This window comes from Campylobacter concisus, assembly GCF_902460705.1.
Lineage (GTDB): Bacteria > Campylobacterota > Campylobacteria > Campylobacterales > Campylobacteraceae > Campylobacter_A > Campylobacter_A concisus_Z.
Window position 1 is genome coordinate 735,200 of record NZ_CABPUP010000001.1, and the last position, 16,100, is coordinate 751,299.

Consider the following 16,100-nt stretch of genomic DNA (forward strand, 5'->3'; position numbering starts at 1 on the left):
GTTCCTTTCTTTTTTTTGATGATAGGAGCTTTTCATTTAAAAGCTAAAAATAAATATGTTACAAATACCGATAAAGATATCTCAATAGGATCAAAATGGCTACCAATAATAATAGTTCTACCTTTGCTATTACAAGAAGATCTAACATCTTTTAGCGCACTTATCTCACTATTTATCTTGGTTGTAAATGCTATTGTTAATTACTACGTTAAAAGCTCTATCGCAAGTAGAAAAATATTAGATTATGAGAGAAATCTTCATAGAGAGATGGAAAAGTCGATGCATGAGCGAACCAATGAACTTATGCTCGCGAATTTAAGGCTCCAAGATATGTCTGAGAAGGACTATTTGACAGATCTTGGCAATAGAAATTTTATAGTAAATGAGCTTGAAATAATGTGCAAAAGCATCTCTGAAGATGAGGAAATCGCAGTTTATTATATAAATTTAAGCCGTTTTAAAAGCATAAATACATCTTACGGGCATGAAATAGGCGATAGAATTTTAAAGCTAGTTGCAAAAAGGATACTTGAAGTTTGCAATAGACAAGAAGCCATAGCAAGGATTAGTGCGGACGAATTTATCGTACTAGCAAAAATGGAGATAAATAGTCATACAAAACGCTTAAATCTTGGAATTGCCTTAAAAGATGCTATTGAAAAACCAATTCAAATAGATAGATATCACTTTGGACTTAAGTGTATAATAGGCATAGACGTAGCAACAAAAAATAGCTCGTCAAATCCAAGAAATATTATAAAAAATGCAGATATGGCAATGTATTATGCCAAGAAAAATCCAGCTTTAAATCCTATGGTTTATAGTGATAAAATTAGCAATGAAATGCACCTAAGCTCAAGTATCGAGATTGCGCTTAAAAAAGCTAATTTACAAGAAGACCTTCATGTATATTTTCAACCAATATTTGATCTAAAAATCGAAAAAATGATCTGCGCGGAGGTTTTTTTATATTGGAAATCAGAAAAATTTGGCTTGATGGAAGCAAGTAAATTTATGAAAGAGGTAAATGTAAATAGCGATATTTTAAACGATATTTGCTCGCTTTTAGTTTCAAAGACCATAGAGTATGTAGATAGATGGCAAAAAGAAAAACTCTTGATACCAAAAATAAGTATAAATGTTGCACAGATTCAAAGTAAATCAGAAAAATTTGTTTCAGATTTTGTTTCTATCTTACGCTCGCACCATATAAATCCAGAGCTTTTTGAAATAGAATTTGGCGAAGAAATATGGACAAATAATTCTAAAACGCTCAATAAAATTTTTTCTATTCTTAAAGAAAATAATATAGATGTTTGTATAGATAATTTTGGCTCTGGATATACTTCATTTATTTATATTAGAAAGTACGGTGTTAAGCGTATAAAAATAGCAAGTGAATTTGTTGCTCAAGCATCAAATAGCAAAATAGATGCACAAATCGTATCTGCAATTATCGATTTAGCAAAGGCAATGAAGATAAAAGTTGGTGCAAAAGGCATAGAAAAAGAAGAAGATATCCATTTCTTAAAAGAGCTTGATTGTAATGAAGTACAAGGACTTTTCTTATCTCGTCCTATGAGTGCAGAAGAATTTGAAGACCTTGTAAGACAAGATCCTCAAATGATAGCTAAAGTTTAAATTTCAGTCTTTATCTCTTCGTTTGATTTTACAACCATGCCTGAGCCATGGATCACGCTTGGAACACAACTGGTGCAGATATCAACTTCTTCACCATTTTTATGAGCGTGGATAAAAACCGCATTTGTATCATCACTGCTTTTTAGTCCACAAACATTGCAAACCACTAGATCTTTTTCTCTCATTTTTTCTCCTTTGAAATTTTTGCCTATTTTAGCTCCTAAATTTTATACATAAAATGATTTAAGTCAAGCTTGCCTCGTGGCATTTAATAATTTTTTGTTATAATCCTTTAAAATTTTTAAAGGCCTAAAATGAATGAAAGAACGATTATTTTAGAGATGTTAAAGATGCAGCAAAGCCTAAATGATGAGACAAATGGGCTTGGCTGGGAAAATGGTTATACTAATAAAAATAAATTAATCAGCTGGAGGCGCTGCATATATATGGAGTGCGCTGAACTGATTGATAGCTTTGCTTGGAAGCACTGGAAGAGCATCGATGCTAAGACTGATGAGCAAAATTTACGCATAGAAGTTGTTGATATCTGGCACTTTATAATGAGTCTAGCTTTGCAAATTTATAAATCAAAACAGCTTGGAGATATAGAAACTTTAGCCGATGATATTTGCCAATCAAGCGGATTTAGTGAGTTTTGTAAAGAGCCATTAAGGATCGAAGATGAGAGCATTTATGAGATAATGAATGATGTTGAGATGCTCATACATGAGTGCAGCGGATTTGACTACGATATATTTGATATTTTAAAAATTTACTTCTCTATGTCTTTAAAATGTGGCGTAAATTTATACTCACTTTATGAGTGCTACATCGCTAAAAACGTGCTAAATCGCTTCCGTCAAAATAATGGCTACAAAGAAGGCAGCTATAAGAAAAATTGGAACGGACGCGAAGATAATGAAGTGATGAGTGAAATTTTATCAAATGGCGTTAGTAAGATTGATGAAATTTATGCCGCACTTGAGCACGAGTATAAAAAGGTGAAATGATAAACCTTCTTCGTCTTGGTTTTAAAGATTTTTTTACAGCCAAATTTATAACGCTATCCATCTTGCCGCTTCTCCTTAGCATCGTCTGCCTAGCTTGGCTTAGCATCTGGGGAGGTGGCGAGATATTTGATCTTTTAAGTGATAGTGCCAAAAACGAAAATTTTGCCTTTTTAGAGCCAAACTCGGCGCTCTCTTTTATCGCTATTAAAATTTTAAGCTTTAGTGCCACAAAATGGATAGTTAGCATACTTTTTTACGTTTTAAGCACCTTTTTAATGATCATTATTAGCATCGTGATTGCCCTAATCGTAGCTGGCTTTTTAACTCCAGTTGTTACTAAAGAGATAAACAAAAGATACTACAACTACGTGATCAAAAGTGAGGTTAGCACGGCTAGAGTGCTAAAGGTGATGATGGTTGAGATCATAAAATTTCTTGGGATCTTGCTCGTTTGCCTGCCACTTTTATTTGTACCAGTATTAAATTTTTTCATCATAAATGTGCCGTTTTTTTATATCTATTACAAACTTTTACTGATAGACGTTGGCTCAAACACTCTTGATAGCGATAAATTTGAGCTAGCACTGCTTGAAGGTGGCGGGGTTAAATTTATAGTTTTTACACTTTTATTTTATCTCATCTCGCTTGTGCCGCTTGTGGGACTATTTTTTCAGCTTTATTTCGTGATAGTCTTGTCACACCTCTTTTTCGAGAAAGAAGCACTTATAAAAATTTAGAGCCAAAAGGCCCTAAATTTACGCATAGTAAGATACTTTGTTGCTCTCATCAAGCAATGTGTCAAATAGCCTTTTTGTGGCATTTAGTAGATTTTTGTTTGCATCATTTTTAGCTAGAAGCTCGTCAAACATCTTTAGCATATTGTCATTTATGAAATTTTTGTGATTTAGATCTTTTGCGTCAGGCAACATCTGCTTGATCTTGTTTGAAAGATCACTTATGCTTTGGCTACTACCAGCGATCTTGTCGCCCTCTTTGACATTTTTCATAAACTCATCAACTTGTGGGCGAATTTGCTTCATCGCCTCTTCGATCTCTTTCATGTCTTGCTCGTCTATGCCGTTGCCTTTATAGGCAAACTCGTAGCCGTATTCGTGCATGAGAGTAAGACTTCTTTGGCTTGAAGTGCCATTTTTCTGGCTTGAAAACTCCAAACTTTTGTTGTCATACATCGAAAAGCTTATCTCATCGCCTGAGCTAGTTTTCATCGAAAAGCTCATGTTGTTGTAGCTTCCTTGAGAGTAAAAATTTGTTTGCATTTTTAAATCCTTTTGAGGCTACATCGGCAAATTTTTAACTTCATAAAGCAAAATTTTGTAAAATGCGTCAAAAAAGGACGGGCGATGTGTTGTTTTGGGACTAGGATCTTTTTGCTTATGCTTATCACTGTTTTAAGCTTCGTTTTTGCTAGAATTTGCCCAGTTTTACCAGTCGTTGGCTATTATTTGATACTTGCAAATTTGCTTGCCATTTTAATGTTTTCACTGTTTTTTAAAGGGCTTTTGCCAAGCTTCGTAAAGGTAAATGCGATCCACTATTTTTCGCTTATTGGTGGCTTTTTTGGAGCATTTTTAACAATTCTTGTTTTTAAAAAAGTTGCAAAAGATAAATTTACTCTAATAGAGCTTATTATTTTTACGCTTTGGGTACTAATAATCGCCATAGTTATCTTTAAATTTCAAGTCATTCTTGACATTTTTAGGGGAATTTAGATGGATGAGAGGATAGTAAAATTTCTAAAAAAGATGCATCTCGCAAGTGTCTGTGCCATTGATGATGAGGGTCAGCCTTATGCTTTTAGCGCATTTTATGCCTTTGATGATGTAAATTTTAGCCTTTTGCTAGCTAGCTCAGATGATAGCTCGCATGTTAAATTTTTAAAAAATTCAAAGTTTGTAGCTGGCACAGTCGCTCTTGATACAAAAATCGTTGGCAAGATAGAGGGCGTACAGTTTCAAGGAGTGATGAGAGAGGCTAACGCAAGCGAGCGAGAAATTTACTTTAAAAGATTTTTTTACGCAAAGGTGATGGATCCAAAAATTTGGTCTATAAGCCTTGAAAAACTAAAATTTACAAGTAATGTTCTTGGTTTTGGCAAAAAGATAAGGTGGGAAAGAAACGATAAAATTTAGACGTTAAGCTTATATAAGCTACAATCATTGAAAAATTAAAAAATAAGGAGAATTTATGAAATTTAGCGGGAAAAATGTGCTAATAACAGGTGCAAGCAGAGGTATCGGCGCACAGATTGCAAAAACGCTTGCAAATATGGGCTTAAAAGTGTGGATAAACTACCGCTCAAAGCCTGAGATAGCAGACGCTTTGCAAGCTGAGATTGAGCAAAATGGCGGCAAGGCTGCAGTGATAAAATTTGACGCAACTGACGAAGATGAGTTTATAAAAGGTATAAATTTGATAGTTGATAGCGATGGCGAGCTAAGCTACCTCGTAAATAACGCTGGTATCACAAATGATAAGCTAGCGCTTCGCATGAAAACTAGCGAATTTACAGATGTGATAAATGCAAATTTAACTTCAGCTTTCATCGGATGTAGAGAGGCTTTAAAAGTGATGAGCAAAAAGCGCTTTGGAGCGGTCGTAAACGTCGCATCTATCGTTGGTGAGATGGGAAACGCTGGACAGGTAAATTATTCAGCTAGCAAGGGCGGACTGATTGCTATGAGTAAGAGTTTTGCAAAAGAGGGCGCAAGTAGGAATATCCGCTTTAACAGCGTAACTCCAGGCTTTATCGAGACTGATATGACACATGGGCTAAGTGATGAGGTGAAGAAAACTTATAGCGATAACATTCCGCTAAAACGTTTTGGCAGTGCTAGTGAAGTAGCTGAGGCTGTTGCATTTTTACTAAGCGATCACGCAAGCTACGTAACTGGAGAGACGCTAAAAATAAATGGCGGACTTTATATGTAGGTAAATTTCAGACAAGTTTTGAAATTTAAAATAAATAAAAGCGTAAATATTATAAGATAACAGACATTTTTTATAAGGAGACCTTAAAATGGCAGTATTTGAAGACGTAAGAGACGTAGTTGTAGAGCAACTAAGCGTAGATCCACAAGCAGTAAAATTAGAGTCTAAAATCATCGAAGATTTAGGTGCTGATTCACTTGACGTTGTAGAGCTAGTTATGGCTTTAGAAGAAAAATTTGAAGTAGAAATTCCTGATAGTGAAGCAGAGAAATTAATAAGCATTCAAGACGTTGTAAATTATATAGAAAAACTAGGTAAATAATTAAAATTTACACAGTTTGATTTAAGGAGATGTATTGAAACGAGTCGTTGTAACTGGTATAGGCATGATAAACGCACTTGGCCTTGACAAAGAGAGTTCTTTTAAGGCTATTTGCGAGGGTAAAACAGGTGTGAAAGAGATCACGAGCTTTGATGTAAGTGACTTCCCTGTTAAAATTGCTGCCGAGATAACTGATTTTGATCCAAATAGTATTTTGGACGGCAAAGAGGTGAAAAAAGTAGATCGTTTCATACAGCTTGGCATAAAAGCATCTAATGAAGCTATGGCAGATGCAAATTTTAAAGAGTTTGATGCTCATAAATTTGGCGTTAGTTCAGCAGCTGGTATAGGCGGATTACCAAATATTGAGAAAAATTCAATTACATATTTTGAAAAAGGTGTAAAGCGAATTTCGCCATTTTTCATTCCATCAGCACTTGTAAATATGCTAGGTGGCATAGTTTCTATAAATCACGGACTTAAGGGTCCAAATTTGTCTAGTGTAACAGCATGTGCAGCAAGCACTCATGCGATATCGCAAGCTGCAAAATGTATAATGATCGGTCAAGCTACAAATATGCTAGTTATCGGTGCTGAGTCTACTATTTGTGGTGTAGGTATAGGCGGCTTTGCAGCAATGAAAGCTCTCTCAACTAGAAATGATGAACCAAGTAAGGCATCAAGGCCATTTGACGCAAATCGTGATGGTTTTGTAATGGGTGAAGGAGCCGGTGCGCTTGTACTTGAAGAGTATGAGTCAGCTATTGCAAGAGGTGCTAAAATTTATGCTGAAGTGGTTGGATTTGGCGAGAGTGGAGATGCCCATCATATCACGTCACCAACACTTGAAGGCCCATTAAGTGCAATGAAACAAGCACTTGATATGGCAAAAGGTGTAAAGATAGACTATGTCAATGCACATGGTACTTCAACACCTGTAAATGACAAGAATGAAACTGCGGCGTTAAAAGCAGTTTTTGGTGACAAATGTCCACCAGTTAGCTCAACAAAAGGTCAAACTGGACACTGCCTAGGTGGTGCTGGTGCGATCGAAGCTGTCATATCTATAATGGCAATGAGAGATGGCATCATCCCTCCAACGATAAACTACGAAACGCCAGATCCAGAGTGCGATCTAGACTACGTTCCAAATAAAGCTAGAAAAGCTGATATAAAAGCTGTTATGAGCAACTCATTTGGCTTTGGTGGAACAAACGGCGTCGTAATATTTAAAAAGTTGGATTAAGATGTCAAATTATTTAGATTTTGAAAAAAGCATAAAGCAAATTGATGAAGATATAGCAAATGCTAAGATCAGAGGCGATGAACATGCTGTTGAAATTTTAAATAAGAATTTATCCAAAGAGATATCAAAAGTATATAAAAATTTAAACGAATATCAACGTTTGCAACTTGCTCGTCATCCAGATAGACCATATTCTATTGATTATATTAATTCGTTTTTGATTGATGGATATGAGATTCATGGAGATAGAGCATTTAGAGATGATCCAGCAATAGTTTGCTACATCGGTTATATCGGAGGCAAAAAGACTGTTGTTATAGGCGAGCAAAAGGGCCGTGGTACTAAAAATAAATTAAGAAGAAATTTTGGTATGCCTCACCCTGAGGGTTATCGCAAGGCTCTTAGAGTTGCAAAAATGGCTGAGAAATTTAATCTACCTATTTTATTTCTCATAGACACTCCAGGCGCATATCCAGGTGTTGGAGCTGAAGAGCGAGGACAAAGTGAAGCCATAGCTAGAAATTTGTTTGAGTTTGCAAATTTAAAAACTCCAATAGTTGCTGTTGTTATCGGCGAAGGTGGAAGCGGTGGCGCGTTAGCTATTGGTGTGGCTGATAGGCTTGCTATGATGAAAAATTCTGTGTTTTCGGTTATTTCGCCAGAAGGCTGTGCAGCAATACTTTGGAATGATCCAGCTAAACAAGAACAAGCTACAAAATCTATGAAAATAACAGCTGATGATTTAAAAAGTCTATCACTGATTGATGCTGTTATAGATGAGCCGATAAATGGAGCCCATAGAGATAAAGATGGTGCTACAAAAGCACTTGCAAATTATTTTATCTCAGAGCTAGCTGAGCTTGAAAAGCTAGATATAAATGATCTTGTAGCAAAAAGAATAGAAAAAATTCTCTCTATTGGAGCATTTGAAGAATAAATTTATAGTCACAACAATTTTATAAGAATTCTTATCAAATTTGCTTGTGGCATCATCTATCAAAATACTAAAACATTTAAAAATCGATATAAATTTAATCGCTTTAACAGCCATAATTTTTATACTAGCTTTTATATCTTTAAGATTTAAACACTAAAATTATTAATATCAAATCTACATAAAGAGTATTAATGAATAAATTTCAAGAAAAATATATCACTCTTTCAAAAGAATATTATAAAAATAATGGCAATGCTTCTAGTATTGAGGCACTCTATCAGTTTAAAGAAGAGTTGGAAAATTGTGATGACATTTGCGCAAAGTATGTTTTAGTCGATGTTTATCAGCTTTTATCTATGAGAAAGAGTGCTTACGACTTACTTTTAAAAATACATGACAAAAGTGATAAAAAACAGCTAAAGACACTTGGCTATCTAGTGCAATTCATTGATGAAAATGATAGATGGGCACTACCTCGCCCAAAAAGTAGAGGCCAAATTTTAGCTCAAAAAGAAAAAGCTTCCACGCTGTCAAAATTTATCTACCATCCTAATCCTTTAAGAGCCGGTGCATTTAAAGATGATATGAACATAGTGTGTGAGTGTTGTGGCAAAGATACTGAAGTCTATTATAACGGTAGCATTTATTGCGAGCAAGATATTTCGTATCTTTGTCCTACTTGTATTTCTAGTGGTAAGGCTGCTAAGAAATTTGACGCTACATTTGTGCAAGATGCTGACAAACTAAATACAAGTGATACTAAAAAGAATGACGAACTTTTTAGAAGAACCCCGGGCTACGAGAGCTGGCAGGGCGAGCATTGGATAGCTTGTTGTGATGATTATTGCGAATTTTTAGGTGATGTTGGAACAAAAGAGCTCGAAGAAATGGGCATAGCAGACGAGGTCTTTGAGGACTATGCAAAAAGGGCCGAATATGACGATAAAATGCTACGCGAATATCTTGTTAAAGCTGGCGATATTGCCGGATATTTGTTTCGTTGTCTGCATTGTAAGAAGTATCATATATACGTTGATGCTTGTTAAAGAGGAAAATATGGATATTGCAAAAATTTCTAAAGGTTGTAAAGAACGCGGGCTGGATGAACTTTTTAAACTTTTGTCGCCACTAGCAAGAAATGCCATAAGGATAGATACGCAAGCTAAAAATGACGATGATATCGCCGTTGGAGTGTCTAAATTTGGTGGCTCACCAGATATGCCAGATAGTTTAGCATGGCCTTCAAATGAAAACGGCGCGCTTAGCTTTGTGGCACAGATAAATTTTGCTGAAGTTAGCAAATTTGACATTGACTCACTACTGCCAAAAAGTGGAATGCTCTATCTCTTTTATGATAGAAATTTGCGTATTTGGGGCTATGATCCTGCTGATAAAAAGGGCTTTGCAGTGATCTTTTCTGATGTAAATCATGGGCCACTTTCTCGCAGGAGAGCGGAGAGCTTAGAGGGAGAAAATTTCACATTTAATGCGCGCTTGCTCAGCTTTAAAAATGAGATAAATTTGCCAAATTTACAAAGCTCGATTGTGCCATTTAGTAAAATTAGTGAAGCTGAGTGGGAGGCCTATCATGAGGTTATTGAGCCAAGCTGGCAGGCTAAAGAAAATAAGCTCCTTGGGCACTCTGATAATGTCCAAGATGGCATGGAGCTAGAGTGTGAGCTGGTTGCAAATGGACTTAGCTGTGGTGATGGTAGCGCTTATCACCACCCAAGAATAGCGGAATTTGAGAAAAATTCTGCCCAGTGGCAACTGCTTTTACAGATAGATAGTGATGATGAGGGCGACATGGACTGGGACGGAGAGGGCAGAATTTATCTGTGGATAAAGAGGGATGATCTGGTAGCACGCGATTTTAGCAAGACTTGGCTAGTTTTGCAAACAAGTTAAGGCTACCGAATTTATAAAAGATAAAAATTAAAATTTATAGGGAAATTTTATACTAGGGTTACACAATAAATTTTTACTAACATTTTTAGTGCGATTATCAAAATTTCACTTCCATTTCTACCACTAACTACTTAAATATATAAAATAATCAAAGATGGTAATGCCCAAATTTAGGCAAAATTTAGTAAAATCCTTAAAAATTTTAAAGGCAAAATATGTTTAATGGCTTGATTCGTGAGATCGCACAGGTTGTTAGTTATTCACAAAATATTTTAAGGCTAAAGGCAAATTTTCGTCCAAATTTAGGCGATAGCATTGCCGTAAATGGTGCTTGCCTGAGCGTAATAAAACTGCATGAAGATGGCTTTAGTGTGGAGCTAAGCGCAGAGAGTAGGGCAAATATCGCGGTTGAAAATTTAAAAGAAAGAGTGCATATCGAGCCAGCGATGAAGCTAGGAGAGCGCGTGGATGGGCATTTGATGCAAGGACATATCGATTTTATCGGTAAAATTTCAAATATAAAAAAGAATGAGAATGGGATTGATTTTTACATCGACTTGCCGCACGATGCTATGAGCTTGATGTCAAATAAAGGCTCAGTGGGCGTCGAGGGTGTGAGCCTAACCGTAAATGAAATTTTACCAAAGGGTATAAGGCTCACAATCATACCAATCACTTTTAGAGATAGCCTTTTTGGTACTTTTAAGGTCGGTAGACGCGTAAATATCGAAAGCGATCTTTTGGCTCGATACGTAGCTAGGCAGCTTTTTTGTAAGCAAGATAGTGGCCTTAGCTGGGATGATGTTGAGCGAATTTCTAGCCTTTACTAGGTGGATAAAATGCGTAAAAATTTAGAGATCGTCTTTGATAAAGATGGCGTATTAGCTGGCTTTACAAATAGATTTGGCGGTGTGAGTGAGGACACTTTTGAGAGCTTAAATTTAGCAGATCATGTTGGCGATGATCCACTAAAGGTCGCACAAAATCGTGAAATTTTAGCGACGGCGCTTGGTATTATGCCTGTTAGTTTAAAATTTATGAACCAAATCCACTCAAATAAAGTGGAAATTTTGCAAGATTTTAACGATACCCTACCTCCGTGTGATGGTGTGATAACATCACTAAAAGGCGCGGCACTTTGCGTATTAGTCGCGGACTGCGCGCCTGTTTTGATAATAGATGAACATCTTGGCGTAGTCGCAGCTGTGCATGCGGGACGCGCAGGTGTTACTAGTAAAATTTGCACAAATGCGGTAGGACTGATGACGAGTGAGTTTGGTTGCAGCACTAGTAATTTACGCGTATTTATAGGCGCAAATATCAAAGTGCAAAACTACGAAGTAGGCAAGCTAGATCTTGGCGAATTTAACCGATACAAAAAAGATGGAAAATTTGATATAAACGCAGCTTTATTAGACGAATTTGCTAAGCTCGGGGTAGAGCAAATATTGCTAGATCCTCGCTGCACTTTTGAGAGAGATGAATTATTCTCATACCGCAAACAGAGTAGGACTGGGCGTTTTTGCGGATTTGTGATGAATAGAGCCACATCGGTAAATACTAAAAAATAAAAGTAAATTTTTAGCTTCATTGCTTGCCTATTAAAATTTGCCAGCTAAATTGTATTGAACGTTTTGATATTTAATTTGATCTAAAAAATGGCTAAATATAATAATTTTTAGCTACAATTTGACATCAAATCTCAAAAATAACAACGAGGAAAATCATGAAAATAGGTAGAATTTTGACTGCCATTATGTTAACAGGAGCCTTTTATATGGTGCAAGCACACATGTTTTGGGTAGATGGAGCTAATGATGAAAAGCTAGGAAAATTTATCGCAAACATGGGTTATAGCGATGATTTTCCAAAGCTAGAGCCTATTATGGCCGAACGCGTCCATCTTTTTGCGCCAATTACTATAATAAGTAAAGATGGTAGCAAAAAGAAGCTTAAGCAAAGTGGCGAGAACTACCGCTATGAGGGCGAAAGATTAGATAAAGGCACATATATCTTACTAGCACAGCAAAATCCTATGTATTCGCTTAAAAACGTAGTGATGGCAAGTGACTAATAGACAAAACTAAGCTTGTTCTAAAGGATCCAAGTGATATACAGATTTACCGGCTGATGACGATAACATCTAAGAGAGTCTTAAATTTAGGTGAAACAAACGACTTCGTAACTAAACCTGTTGGAGTTAAAATCGAGATCGTACCGCTACAAAACCCAGCGGAATTTAGAGTAGATAAGCCTTTTAAATTGCAGGTTTTTGCTGATGGAAAGCCGCTAGAGCGAGCTAAGCTAACTGGTACTTTTGCTGGATTTTAGACCATAAGCATGCGTTTTATGGTGTGACTGATGAGCAAGGCATCACTGAAGTGTTAGCTCTAAGACCAGGATTTTGGGTATTTTAGGTGATTTATGAAAGACCTTATCCAGACACTGCGAAGTGCGATAAAGAGACGTTAAAAACGACGCTTAGTTTTGAGATAAAAGAATAAAAGTTTGATATAAATTTGAGTCCGAATTTATTATAAATTTTTTATAATTGCTTTGTAATTTTGAAAGTAGAGAAAGAATGCCTTACGAAAACTTTAAATCAAAAAATCCTCTTGTGCTAAAAATCACTACAAACGCAAGAAAATTTGGCGTAGAAACACTACAAAACGAGGAGTTTGTAAGCATTCTTTTAAATGTTAAGAAGCTTGAAATTTCATCCGAACAAAGGCAAGCAATGGCAGAAATTTTTGCTAAGTTAATAAAAATCGAAGAAGACTCACAATTAAGTAAATAAACTTTAGTTTAAATTCATATTAGTTTAAGTATAATCCCCCTTTATTTCACACACGACAATCCTAAATTTGGTTGTGCGAAAGCATTAATGGTCGTGGAGGATAAAACTAAATTCAAGGCAAAATGCCTAAAACAAGGAGAAACTCATGGTAACTATGAGAGATTTATTAGAGTGTGGCGTACATTTTGGTCACCAAACACGCCGCTGGAATCCAAAGATGAAAAAATTTATCTTTGGCGAGAGAAAAGGTATCTATATTATAGATCTACAAAAGACTATCCGCTACTTCCGCTACACTTACAACATCGTTCGTGACGCAGCTGCTGAAGGCAAGTCAGTGCTATTTGTTGGTACTAAAAAACAAGCTATCGACGCTATCAAAGAGTATGCTGAAAAATGTGGAATGCCTTATGTAAATCACCGCTGGTTAGGTGGTATGATGACAAACTTTGGTACTATCCGCCAGTCTATCCGCAAACTAGAAGTTATCGAGACTATGGAAGAAGATGGTTCGATAAATTTACTAACTAAAAAAGAGGCTTTGATGCTTCGCCGCAAAAAAGAGAAACTTATCGCAACTCTTGGTGGTATCCGCAATATGAAAAGCCTACCTGATATGATATTTGTTGTTGATACAGTTAAAGAAAAGATCGCCGTTCAAGAGGCAAATCGCCTAAAAATACCAGTTGTAGCACCGATCGATACAAACTGCGATCCTGACGTTGTTGACTATCCGATCCCAGGAAACGATGACGCGATCCGCTCTGTTCAGCTTTTCTGCCAAGAGATGGCTGAAGCGATCAATGAAGGTAAATCACTTCTTGAGCAAGATGGTGGCGAGCAAGTTGCTGGCGAAGAAGTAAGCCAAGATGAAAAAGACGCGGTTGTAGCTGAGGCTATGAGCGAAGAAGACTTTGGCGAGGACGAAGAATAATGGAAATAACTGCACAAATGGTAAAAGAGCTCCGCGAATCAACCGGAGCTGGCATGATGGACTGCAAAAAAGCACTTGGCGAAGCAAATGGTGATATGGAAAAAGCTGTTGATATCCTTCGTGAAAAGGGCCTAGGCCAAGCTGCTAAAAAGGCTGACCGCCTTGCAAGCGAGGGCTTAGTAAGTGTTGAAGTTTGCTCAAAATGCAAAAAAGCAACTATTAGCGAGATCAACTCTGAAACTGACTTCGTTGCTAGAAATCCACAGTTTCAAGCACTTGCAAAAGATGCAACAGCTCACATCCAATCAAGCGGCATAAAAACAGTTGAAGAGCTAAATGCGAGTACTTTAAATGGTGTTAAATTTGAAGATTACTTCAAAACTCAGATCGCAACCATCGGTGAAAACCTTGTAGTTCGTCGCTTTGAGACTATTAGCGCTGATGATAAGGGCGTAGTAAATGGCTATGTTCACTCAAATGGTCGCGTTGGTGTACTTATCGGTGCAGCTTGCGAAAGTGCTGAAGTTGCAAACAAAGCAGCTGAATTTATAAGAAATTTATGTATGCATGCAGCTGCTATGAAGCCAAGCGTTATAAGCTACAAAGATCTTGATAAAGATTTTGTTGAGAAAGAATTTATCGCACTTCGCGCTGAGCTTGAAAAAGAAAATGAAGAGCTAAAACGCCTAGGCAAGCCACTTCATCACATCCCTGAGTATGCTAGCCGCTGCCAGATAGGCGAAGCTGAGCTTGCAAAAGCTACTAAAGCGATCGAAGAAGAGCTAAAAGCTGAGGGCAAACCTGAGAAAATTTGGGACAAGATCATCCCTGGCAAGATCGAGAGATTTTACGCTGATAACACAGTGCTTGATCAACGCCTTACACTTTTAGGTCAGTTTTATGTAATGGACGATAAAAAGACTATTGAACAAGTTATCGAAGAGAAGAGTAAAGAGCTTGGTGGCAAGATCGAGATCGTGAAATACGTTCGTTTTGAGCTTGGCGAAGGCTTAGAGAAAAAAGTAGATGACTTTGCTGCAGAAGTTGCTGCTCAAATAGGCTAATGGAAATTTTAAGAGCGTCTAATCTAGGCTTTGCGTACGATTATACGCTCTTTAATAATATAAATTTAACTCTCAATCAAAAACAAAGCATCGCGATAACCGGCGTTAGCGGTTGTGGCAAATCAACGCTTTTGCACATACTTTCAACACTTTTGAAACCAAATTTTGGCGAGGTTATCTATCAAGATAGATCGATCTATGGGCTTTCACAAAACGAGCTTTTGGCTATTAGAAGGCTTCATTTTGGCATCATTTTTCAGTCGCATTATCTTTTTAAAGGATTTAGTGCTTATGAAAATATCGAGCTTGCTAGTATTTTATCTGGTGAAAAGATAGAAAAAAATGAGCTTGAAGCGCTTAAAATTTCAAATGTGATAAATCAAAAAGTTGGCGAGCTAAGTGGCGGTCAGCAGCAGCGTGTGAGCATTGCTAGAGTACTTACCAAGAAGCCAAAGATCATCTTTGCAGATGAGCCAACGGGTAACCTTGACAAGCAAACAGCAAATGAAGTTATGCAGGTTTTATTTGACTATATAAATGAAAATAACGCTGCCCTTGTGCTAGTTACTCATGACAACGATCTAGCAGCTAAATGCGACAACTCATACAAGCTTGAAAACAAAGAACTTATACAGATTTTTTAAATTTTAAAGATCAAAATTTACTATTTTATCTTTTAGTATGTTTGTAAATTTAGTCAATTTATAATATAAATTTTTATTAAAAAGCTTTATGTAATAGGTAAAATCAGGTAAGACTAAATTGCTTGCCTGATTAATAGAAAGTTTAGACTTATCCCGTTAACCTAACAACAGGTTTTGTATTATTCTTATCGGCCTTTTATTTTAAAAATTTCTCTTTCTATTTTGTAGGTTTATACTCATCTTTGAAGAATTTTTCTTATCATCGATCTTTTTCTTCTAATAAATTTTATATGTTGGCTTCAGTACTCAAGGTAATTTATAAAGCCAGCGCTATGTCCTGCTTCATAGTGGCAACTTACAAATTTTAGTTTTTTGTCACTGCCAAGAATTTTTTATAGTGAGTATACATATTTTGAGCTTGTGCTGATATTTTATTGCTACCTATCGTATTTGTATGGCAGCTAGTGCAGCCATTGTCACCGATCTCTTTAAATTTGCTAGGATTATCGCCTTGATTTTGGTGGCAAGCAATACAATCAAAGCTAGATGTTTGTGGTGAGGCTTTAGCTTATATTCGGCTCTTGGCTCGTTGGAGGCTACTATTTTTGTTACGTTTAGATCGTTATTTGTATGTCAGTACTAATCTAT

Annotated in this window: 22 protein-coding genes; 19 read left to right on the forward strand and 3 right to left on the reverse strand. The window is 36.5% G+C overall.

All coding sequences use genetic code 11. The features are described 5' to 3' along the window. On the forward strand, window positions 1–1,641 hold a 1,641-nt coding region (locus tag F3G75_RS03525; RefSeq protein ID WP_223154429.1), incomplete at its 5' end, for a bifunctional diguanylate cyclase/phosphodiesterase. Here the strand turns inward: F3G75_RS03525 and F3G75_RS03530 are convergent. Further along, window positions 1,638–1,826, reverse strand: a complete 189-nt coding sequence (locus F3G75_RS03530) for a hypothetical protein (protein WP_085658043.1) — start codon at window positions 1,824–1,826, stop codon at window positions 1,638–1,640. The genes F3G75_RS03525 and F3G75_RS03530 overlap by 4 nt on opposite strands. 129 nt (window positions 1,827–1,955) lie before the next feature. Here F3G75_RS03530 and dut point away from each other — a divergent pair, with 129 nt between their 5' ends. Together dut and F3G75_RS03540 are read left to right on the forward strand one after the other, a co-directional pair. Continuing rightward, entirely contained in the window at window positions 1,956–2,651 is a 696-nt protein-coding gene (gene dut, locus F3G75_RS03535; RefSeq protein ID WP_084109575.1) for a dUTPase, read from the forward strand. Next, entirely contained in the window at window positions 2,648–3,388 is a 741-nt protein-coding gene (locus tag F3G75_RS03540) for an EI24 domain-containing protein (RefSeq protein WP_149716573.1), read from the forward strand. The genes dut and F3G75_RS03540 overlap by 4 nt, the downstream gene beginning before the upstream one ends. Window positions 3,389–3,406: 18 nt before the next feature. Here F3G75_RS03540 and F3G75_RS03545 read toward each other — a convergent pair whose 3' ends face one another. Then, a complete protein-coding gene (locus tag F3G75_RS03545; RefSeq protein WP_148799083.1) occupies window positions 3,407–3,928 on the reverse strand; it encodes an ATP/GTP-binding protein in 522 nt (173 codons plus the stop codon). A gap of 12 nt (window positions 3,929–3,940) precedes the next feature. Here F3G75_RS03545 and F3G75_RS03550 point away from each other — a divergent pair, with 12 nt between their 5' ends. From F3G75_RS03550 to F3G75_RS03625, 16 genes are all read left to right on the forward strand, one after another. After that, complete coding sequence (locus tag F3G75_RS03550; RefSeq protein WP_223154430.1) at window positions 3,941–4,381, forward strand: L-arabinose ABC transporter; 441 nt, start codon at window positions 3,941–3,943, stop codon at window positions 4,379–4,381. Next, entirely contained in the window at window positions 4,382–4,801 is a 420-nt protein-coding gene (locus F3G75_RS03555; RefSeq protein ID WP_148799084.1) for a pyridoxamine 5'-phosphate oxidase family protein, read from the forward strand. It abuts the gene before it with no gap. Window positions 4,802–4,856: 55 nt separating this feature from the next. Next, complete coding sequence (gene fabG / locus F3G75_RS03560; RefSeq protein ID WP_021083753.1) at window positions 4,857–5,600, forward strand: 3-oxoacyl-ACP reductase FabG; 744 nt, start codon at window positions 4,857–4,859, stop codon at window positions 5,598–5,600. A gap of 88 nt (window positions 5,601–5,688) precedes the next feature. Beyond that, on the forward strand, window positions 5,689–5,922 hold the full coding sequence (acpP, locus tag F3G75_RS03565) for an acyl carrier protein (RefSeq protein WP_021091725.1): 234 nt from the start codon (window positions 5,689–5,691) through the stop codon (window positions 5,920–5,922). 34 nt (window positions 5,923–5,956) lie between these two features. Continuing rightward, entirely contained in the window at window positions 5,957–7,168 is a 1,212-nt protein-coding gene (locus F3G75_RS03570) for a beta-ketoacyl-ACP synthase II (protein ID WP_084041941.1), read from the forward strand. 1 nt (window position 7,169) lies between these two features. Further along, window positions 7,170–8,105 carry an acetyl-CoA carboxylase carboxyl transferase subunit alpha gene (accA, locus tag F3G75_RS03575; protein ID WP_149716574.1) on the forward strand — a complete coding sequence of 312 codons (936 nt, stop codon included), beginning with the start codon at window positions 7,170–7,172 and terminating at the stop codon, window positions 8,103–8,105. A 191-nt stretch (window positions 8,106–8,296) separates the two neighbouring features. Then, entirely contained in the window at window positions 8,297–9,151 is an 855-nt protein-coding gene (locus F3G75_RS03580) for a CbrC family protein (RefSeq protein ID WP_149716575.1), read from the forward strand. Further along, on the forward strand, window positions 9,042–10,013 hold the full coding sequence (locus F3G75_RS03585) for a YwqG family protein (RefSeq protein ID WP_223154431.1): 972 nt from the start codon (window positions 9,042–9,044) through the stop codon (window positions 10,011–10,013). The genes F3G75_RS03580 and F3G75_RS03585 overlap by 110 nt, the downstream gene beginning before the upstream one ends. Before the next feature lie 215 nt (window positions 10,014–10,228). Continuing rightward, window positions 10,229–10,843 carry a riboflavin synthase gene (locus F3G75_RS03590; RefSeq protein WP_149716576.1) on the forward strand — a complete coding sequence of 205 codons (615 nt, stop codon included), beginning with the start codon at window positions 10,229–10,231 and terminating at the stop codon, window positions 10,841–10,843. A 9-nt stretch (window positions 10,844–10,852) separates the two neighbouring features. Further along, window positions 10,853–11,584 (forward strand): peptidoglycan editing factor PgeF, encoded by a 732-nt coding sequence (gene pgeF, locus F3G75_RS03595; protein ID WP_149716577.1) that lies wholly within the window; start codon window positions 10,853–10,855, stop codon window positions 11,582–11,584. Window positions 11,585–11,739: 155 nt separating this feature from the next. Next, window positions 11,740–12,087 carry a DUF4198 domain-containing protein gene (locus F3G75_RS03600; RefSeq protein WP_149716578.1) on the forward strand — a complete coding sequence of 116 codons (348 nt, stop codon included), beginning with the start codon at window positions 11,740–11,742 and terminating at the stop codon, window positions 12,085–12,087. 38 nt (window positions 12,088–12,125) lie between these two features. Then, window positions 12,126–12,344 carry a DUF4198 domain-containing protein gene (locus F3G75_RS03605; protein ID WP_508610337.1) on the forward strand — a complete coding sequence of 73 codons (219 nt, stop codon included), beginning with the start codon at window positions 12,126–12,128 and terminating at the stop codon, window positions 12,342–12,344. A gap of 250 nt (window positions 12,345–12,594) precedes the next feature. After that, on the forward strand, window positions 12,595–12,810 hold the full coding sequence (locus tag F3G75_RS03610) for an acetyltransferase (RefSeq protein ID WP_021091731.1): 216 nt from the start codon (window positions 12,595–12,597) through the stop codon (window positions 12,808–12,810). 145 nt (window positions 12,811–12,955) lie between these two features. Further along, complete coding sequence (gene rpsB, locus F3G75_RS03615; RefSeq protein ID WP_084109563.1) at window positions 12,956–13,744, forward strand: 30S ribosomal protein S2; 789 nt, start codon at window positions 12,956–12,958, stop codon at window positions 13,742–13,744. After that, complete coding sequence (tsf, locus tag F3G75_RS03620) at window positions 13,744–14,808, forward strand: translation elongation factor Ts (protein ID WP_149716580.1); 1,065 nt, start codon at window positions 13,744–13,746, stop codon at window positions 14,806–14,808. The genes rpsB and tsf overlap by 1 nt, the downstream gene beginning before the upstream one ends. Then, window positions 14,808–15,452: an ABC transporter ATP-binding protein gene (locus F3G75_RS03625; protein WP_149716581.1), complete on the forward strand. Its 645-nt coding sequence runs from the start codon at window positions 14,808–14,810 to the stop codon at window positions 15,450–15,452. Before tsf ends, F3G75_RS03625 begins: the two co-directional genes overlap by 1 nt. Before the next feature lie 364 nt (window positions 15,453–15,816). On the opposite strand, the gene F3G75_RS03630 is transcribed toward F3G75_RS03625, so the two are convergent. After that, window positions 15,817–15,984, reverse strand: a complete 168-nt coding sequence (locus F3G75_RS03630; RefSeq protein WP_223154387.1) for a hypothetical protein — start codon at window positions 15,982–15,984, stop codon at window positions 15,817–15,819. Window positions 15,985–16,100: the final 116 nt, after the last annotated feature.

Bases quoted from the DNA above. Each gene is read 5' to 3' on its own strand.
- F3G75_RS03580 (WP_149716575.1), top strand. From the start codon at position 8,297: ATGAATAAATTTCAAGAAAAATATATCACTCTTTCAAAAGAATATTAT.
- fabG (WP_021083753.1), top strand. From the start codon at position 4,857: ATGAAATTTAGCGGGAAAAATGTGCTAATAACAGGTGCAAGCAGAGGT.
- accA (WP_149716574.1), top strand. From the start codon at position 7,170: ATGTCAAATTATTTAGATTTTGAAAAAAGCATAAAGCAAATTGATGAA.
- F3G75_RS03540 (WP_149716573.1), top strand. From the start codon at position 2,648: ATGATAAACCTTCTTCGTCTTGGTTTTAAAGATTTTTTTACAGCCAAA.
- F3G75_RS03625 (WP_149716581.1), top strand. From the start codon at position 14,808: ATGGAAATTTTAAGAGCGTCTAATCTAGGCTTTGCGTACGATTATACG.
- F3G75_RS03610 (WP_021091731.1), top strand. From the start codon at position 12,595: ATGCCTTACGAAAACTTTAAATCAAAAAATCCTCTTGTGCTAAAAATC.
- F3G75_RS03555 (WP_148799084.1), top strand. From the start codon at position 4,382: ATGGATGAGAGGATAGTAAAATTTCTAAAAAAGATGCATCTCGCAAGT.
- acpP (WP_021091725.1), top strand. From the start codon at position 5,689: ATGGCAGTATTTGAAGACGTAAGAGACGTAGTTGTAGAGCAACTAAGC.
- F3G75_RS03530 (WP_085658043.1), bottom strand. From the start codon at position 1,826: ATGAGAGAAAAAGATCTAGTGGTTTGCAATGTTTGTGGACTAAAAAGC.
- dut (WP_084109575.1), top strand. From the start codon at position 1,956: ATGAATGAAAGAACGATTATTTTAGAGATGTTAAAGATGCAGCAAAGC.
- F3G75_RS03600 (WP_149716578.1), top strand. From the start codon at position 11,740: ATGAAAATAGGTAGAATTTTGACTGCCATTATGTTAACAGGAGCCTTT.
- pgeF (WP_149716577.1), top strand. From the start codon at position 10,853: ATGCGTAAAAATTTAGAGATCGTCTTTGATAAAGATGGCGTATTAGCT.
- F3G75_RS03590 (WP_149716576.1), top strand. From the start codon at position 10,229: ATGTTTAATGGCTTGATTCGTGAGATCGCACAGGTTGTTAGTTATTCA.
- rpsB (WP_084109563.1), top strand. From the start codon at position 12,956: ATGGTAACTATGAGAGATTTATTAGAGTGTGGCGTACATTTTGGTCAC.
- tsf (WP_149716580.1), top strand. From the start codon at position 13,744: ATGGAAATAACTGCACAAATGGTAAAAGAGCTCCGCGAATCAACCGGA.
- F3G75_RS03585 (WP_223154431.1), top strand. From the start codon at position 9,042: ATGACGATAAAATGCTACGCGAATATCTTGTTAAAGCTGGCGATATTG.
- F3G75_RS03545 (WP_148799083.1), bottom strand. From the start codon at position 3,928: ATGCAAACAAATTTTTACTCTCAAGGAAGCTACAACAACATGAGCTTT.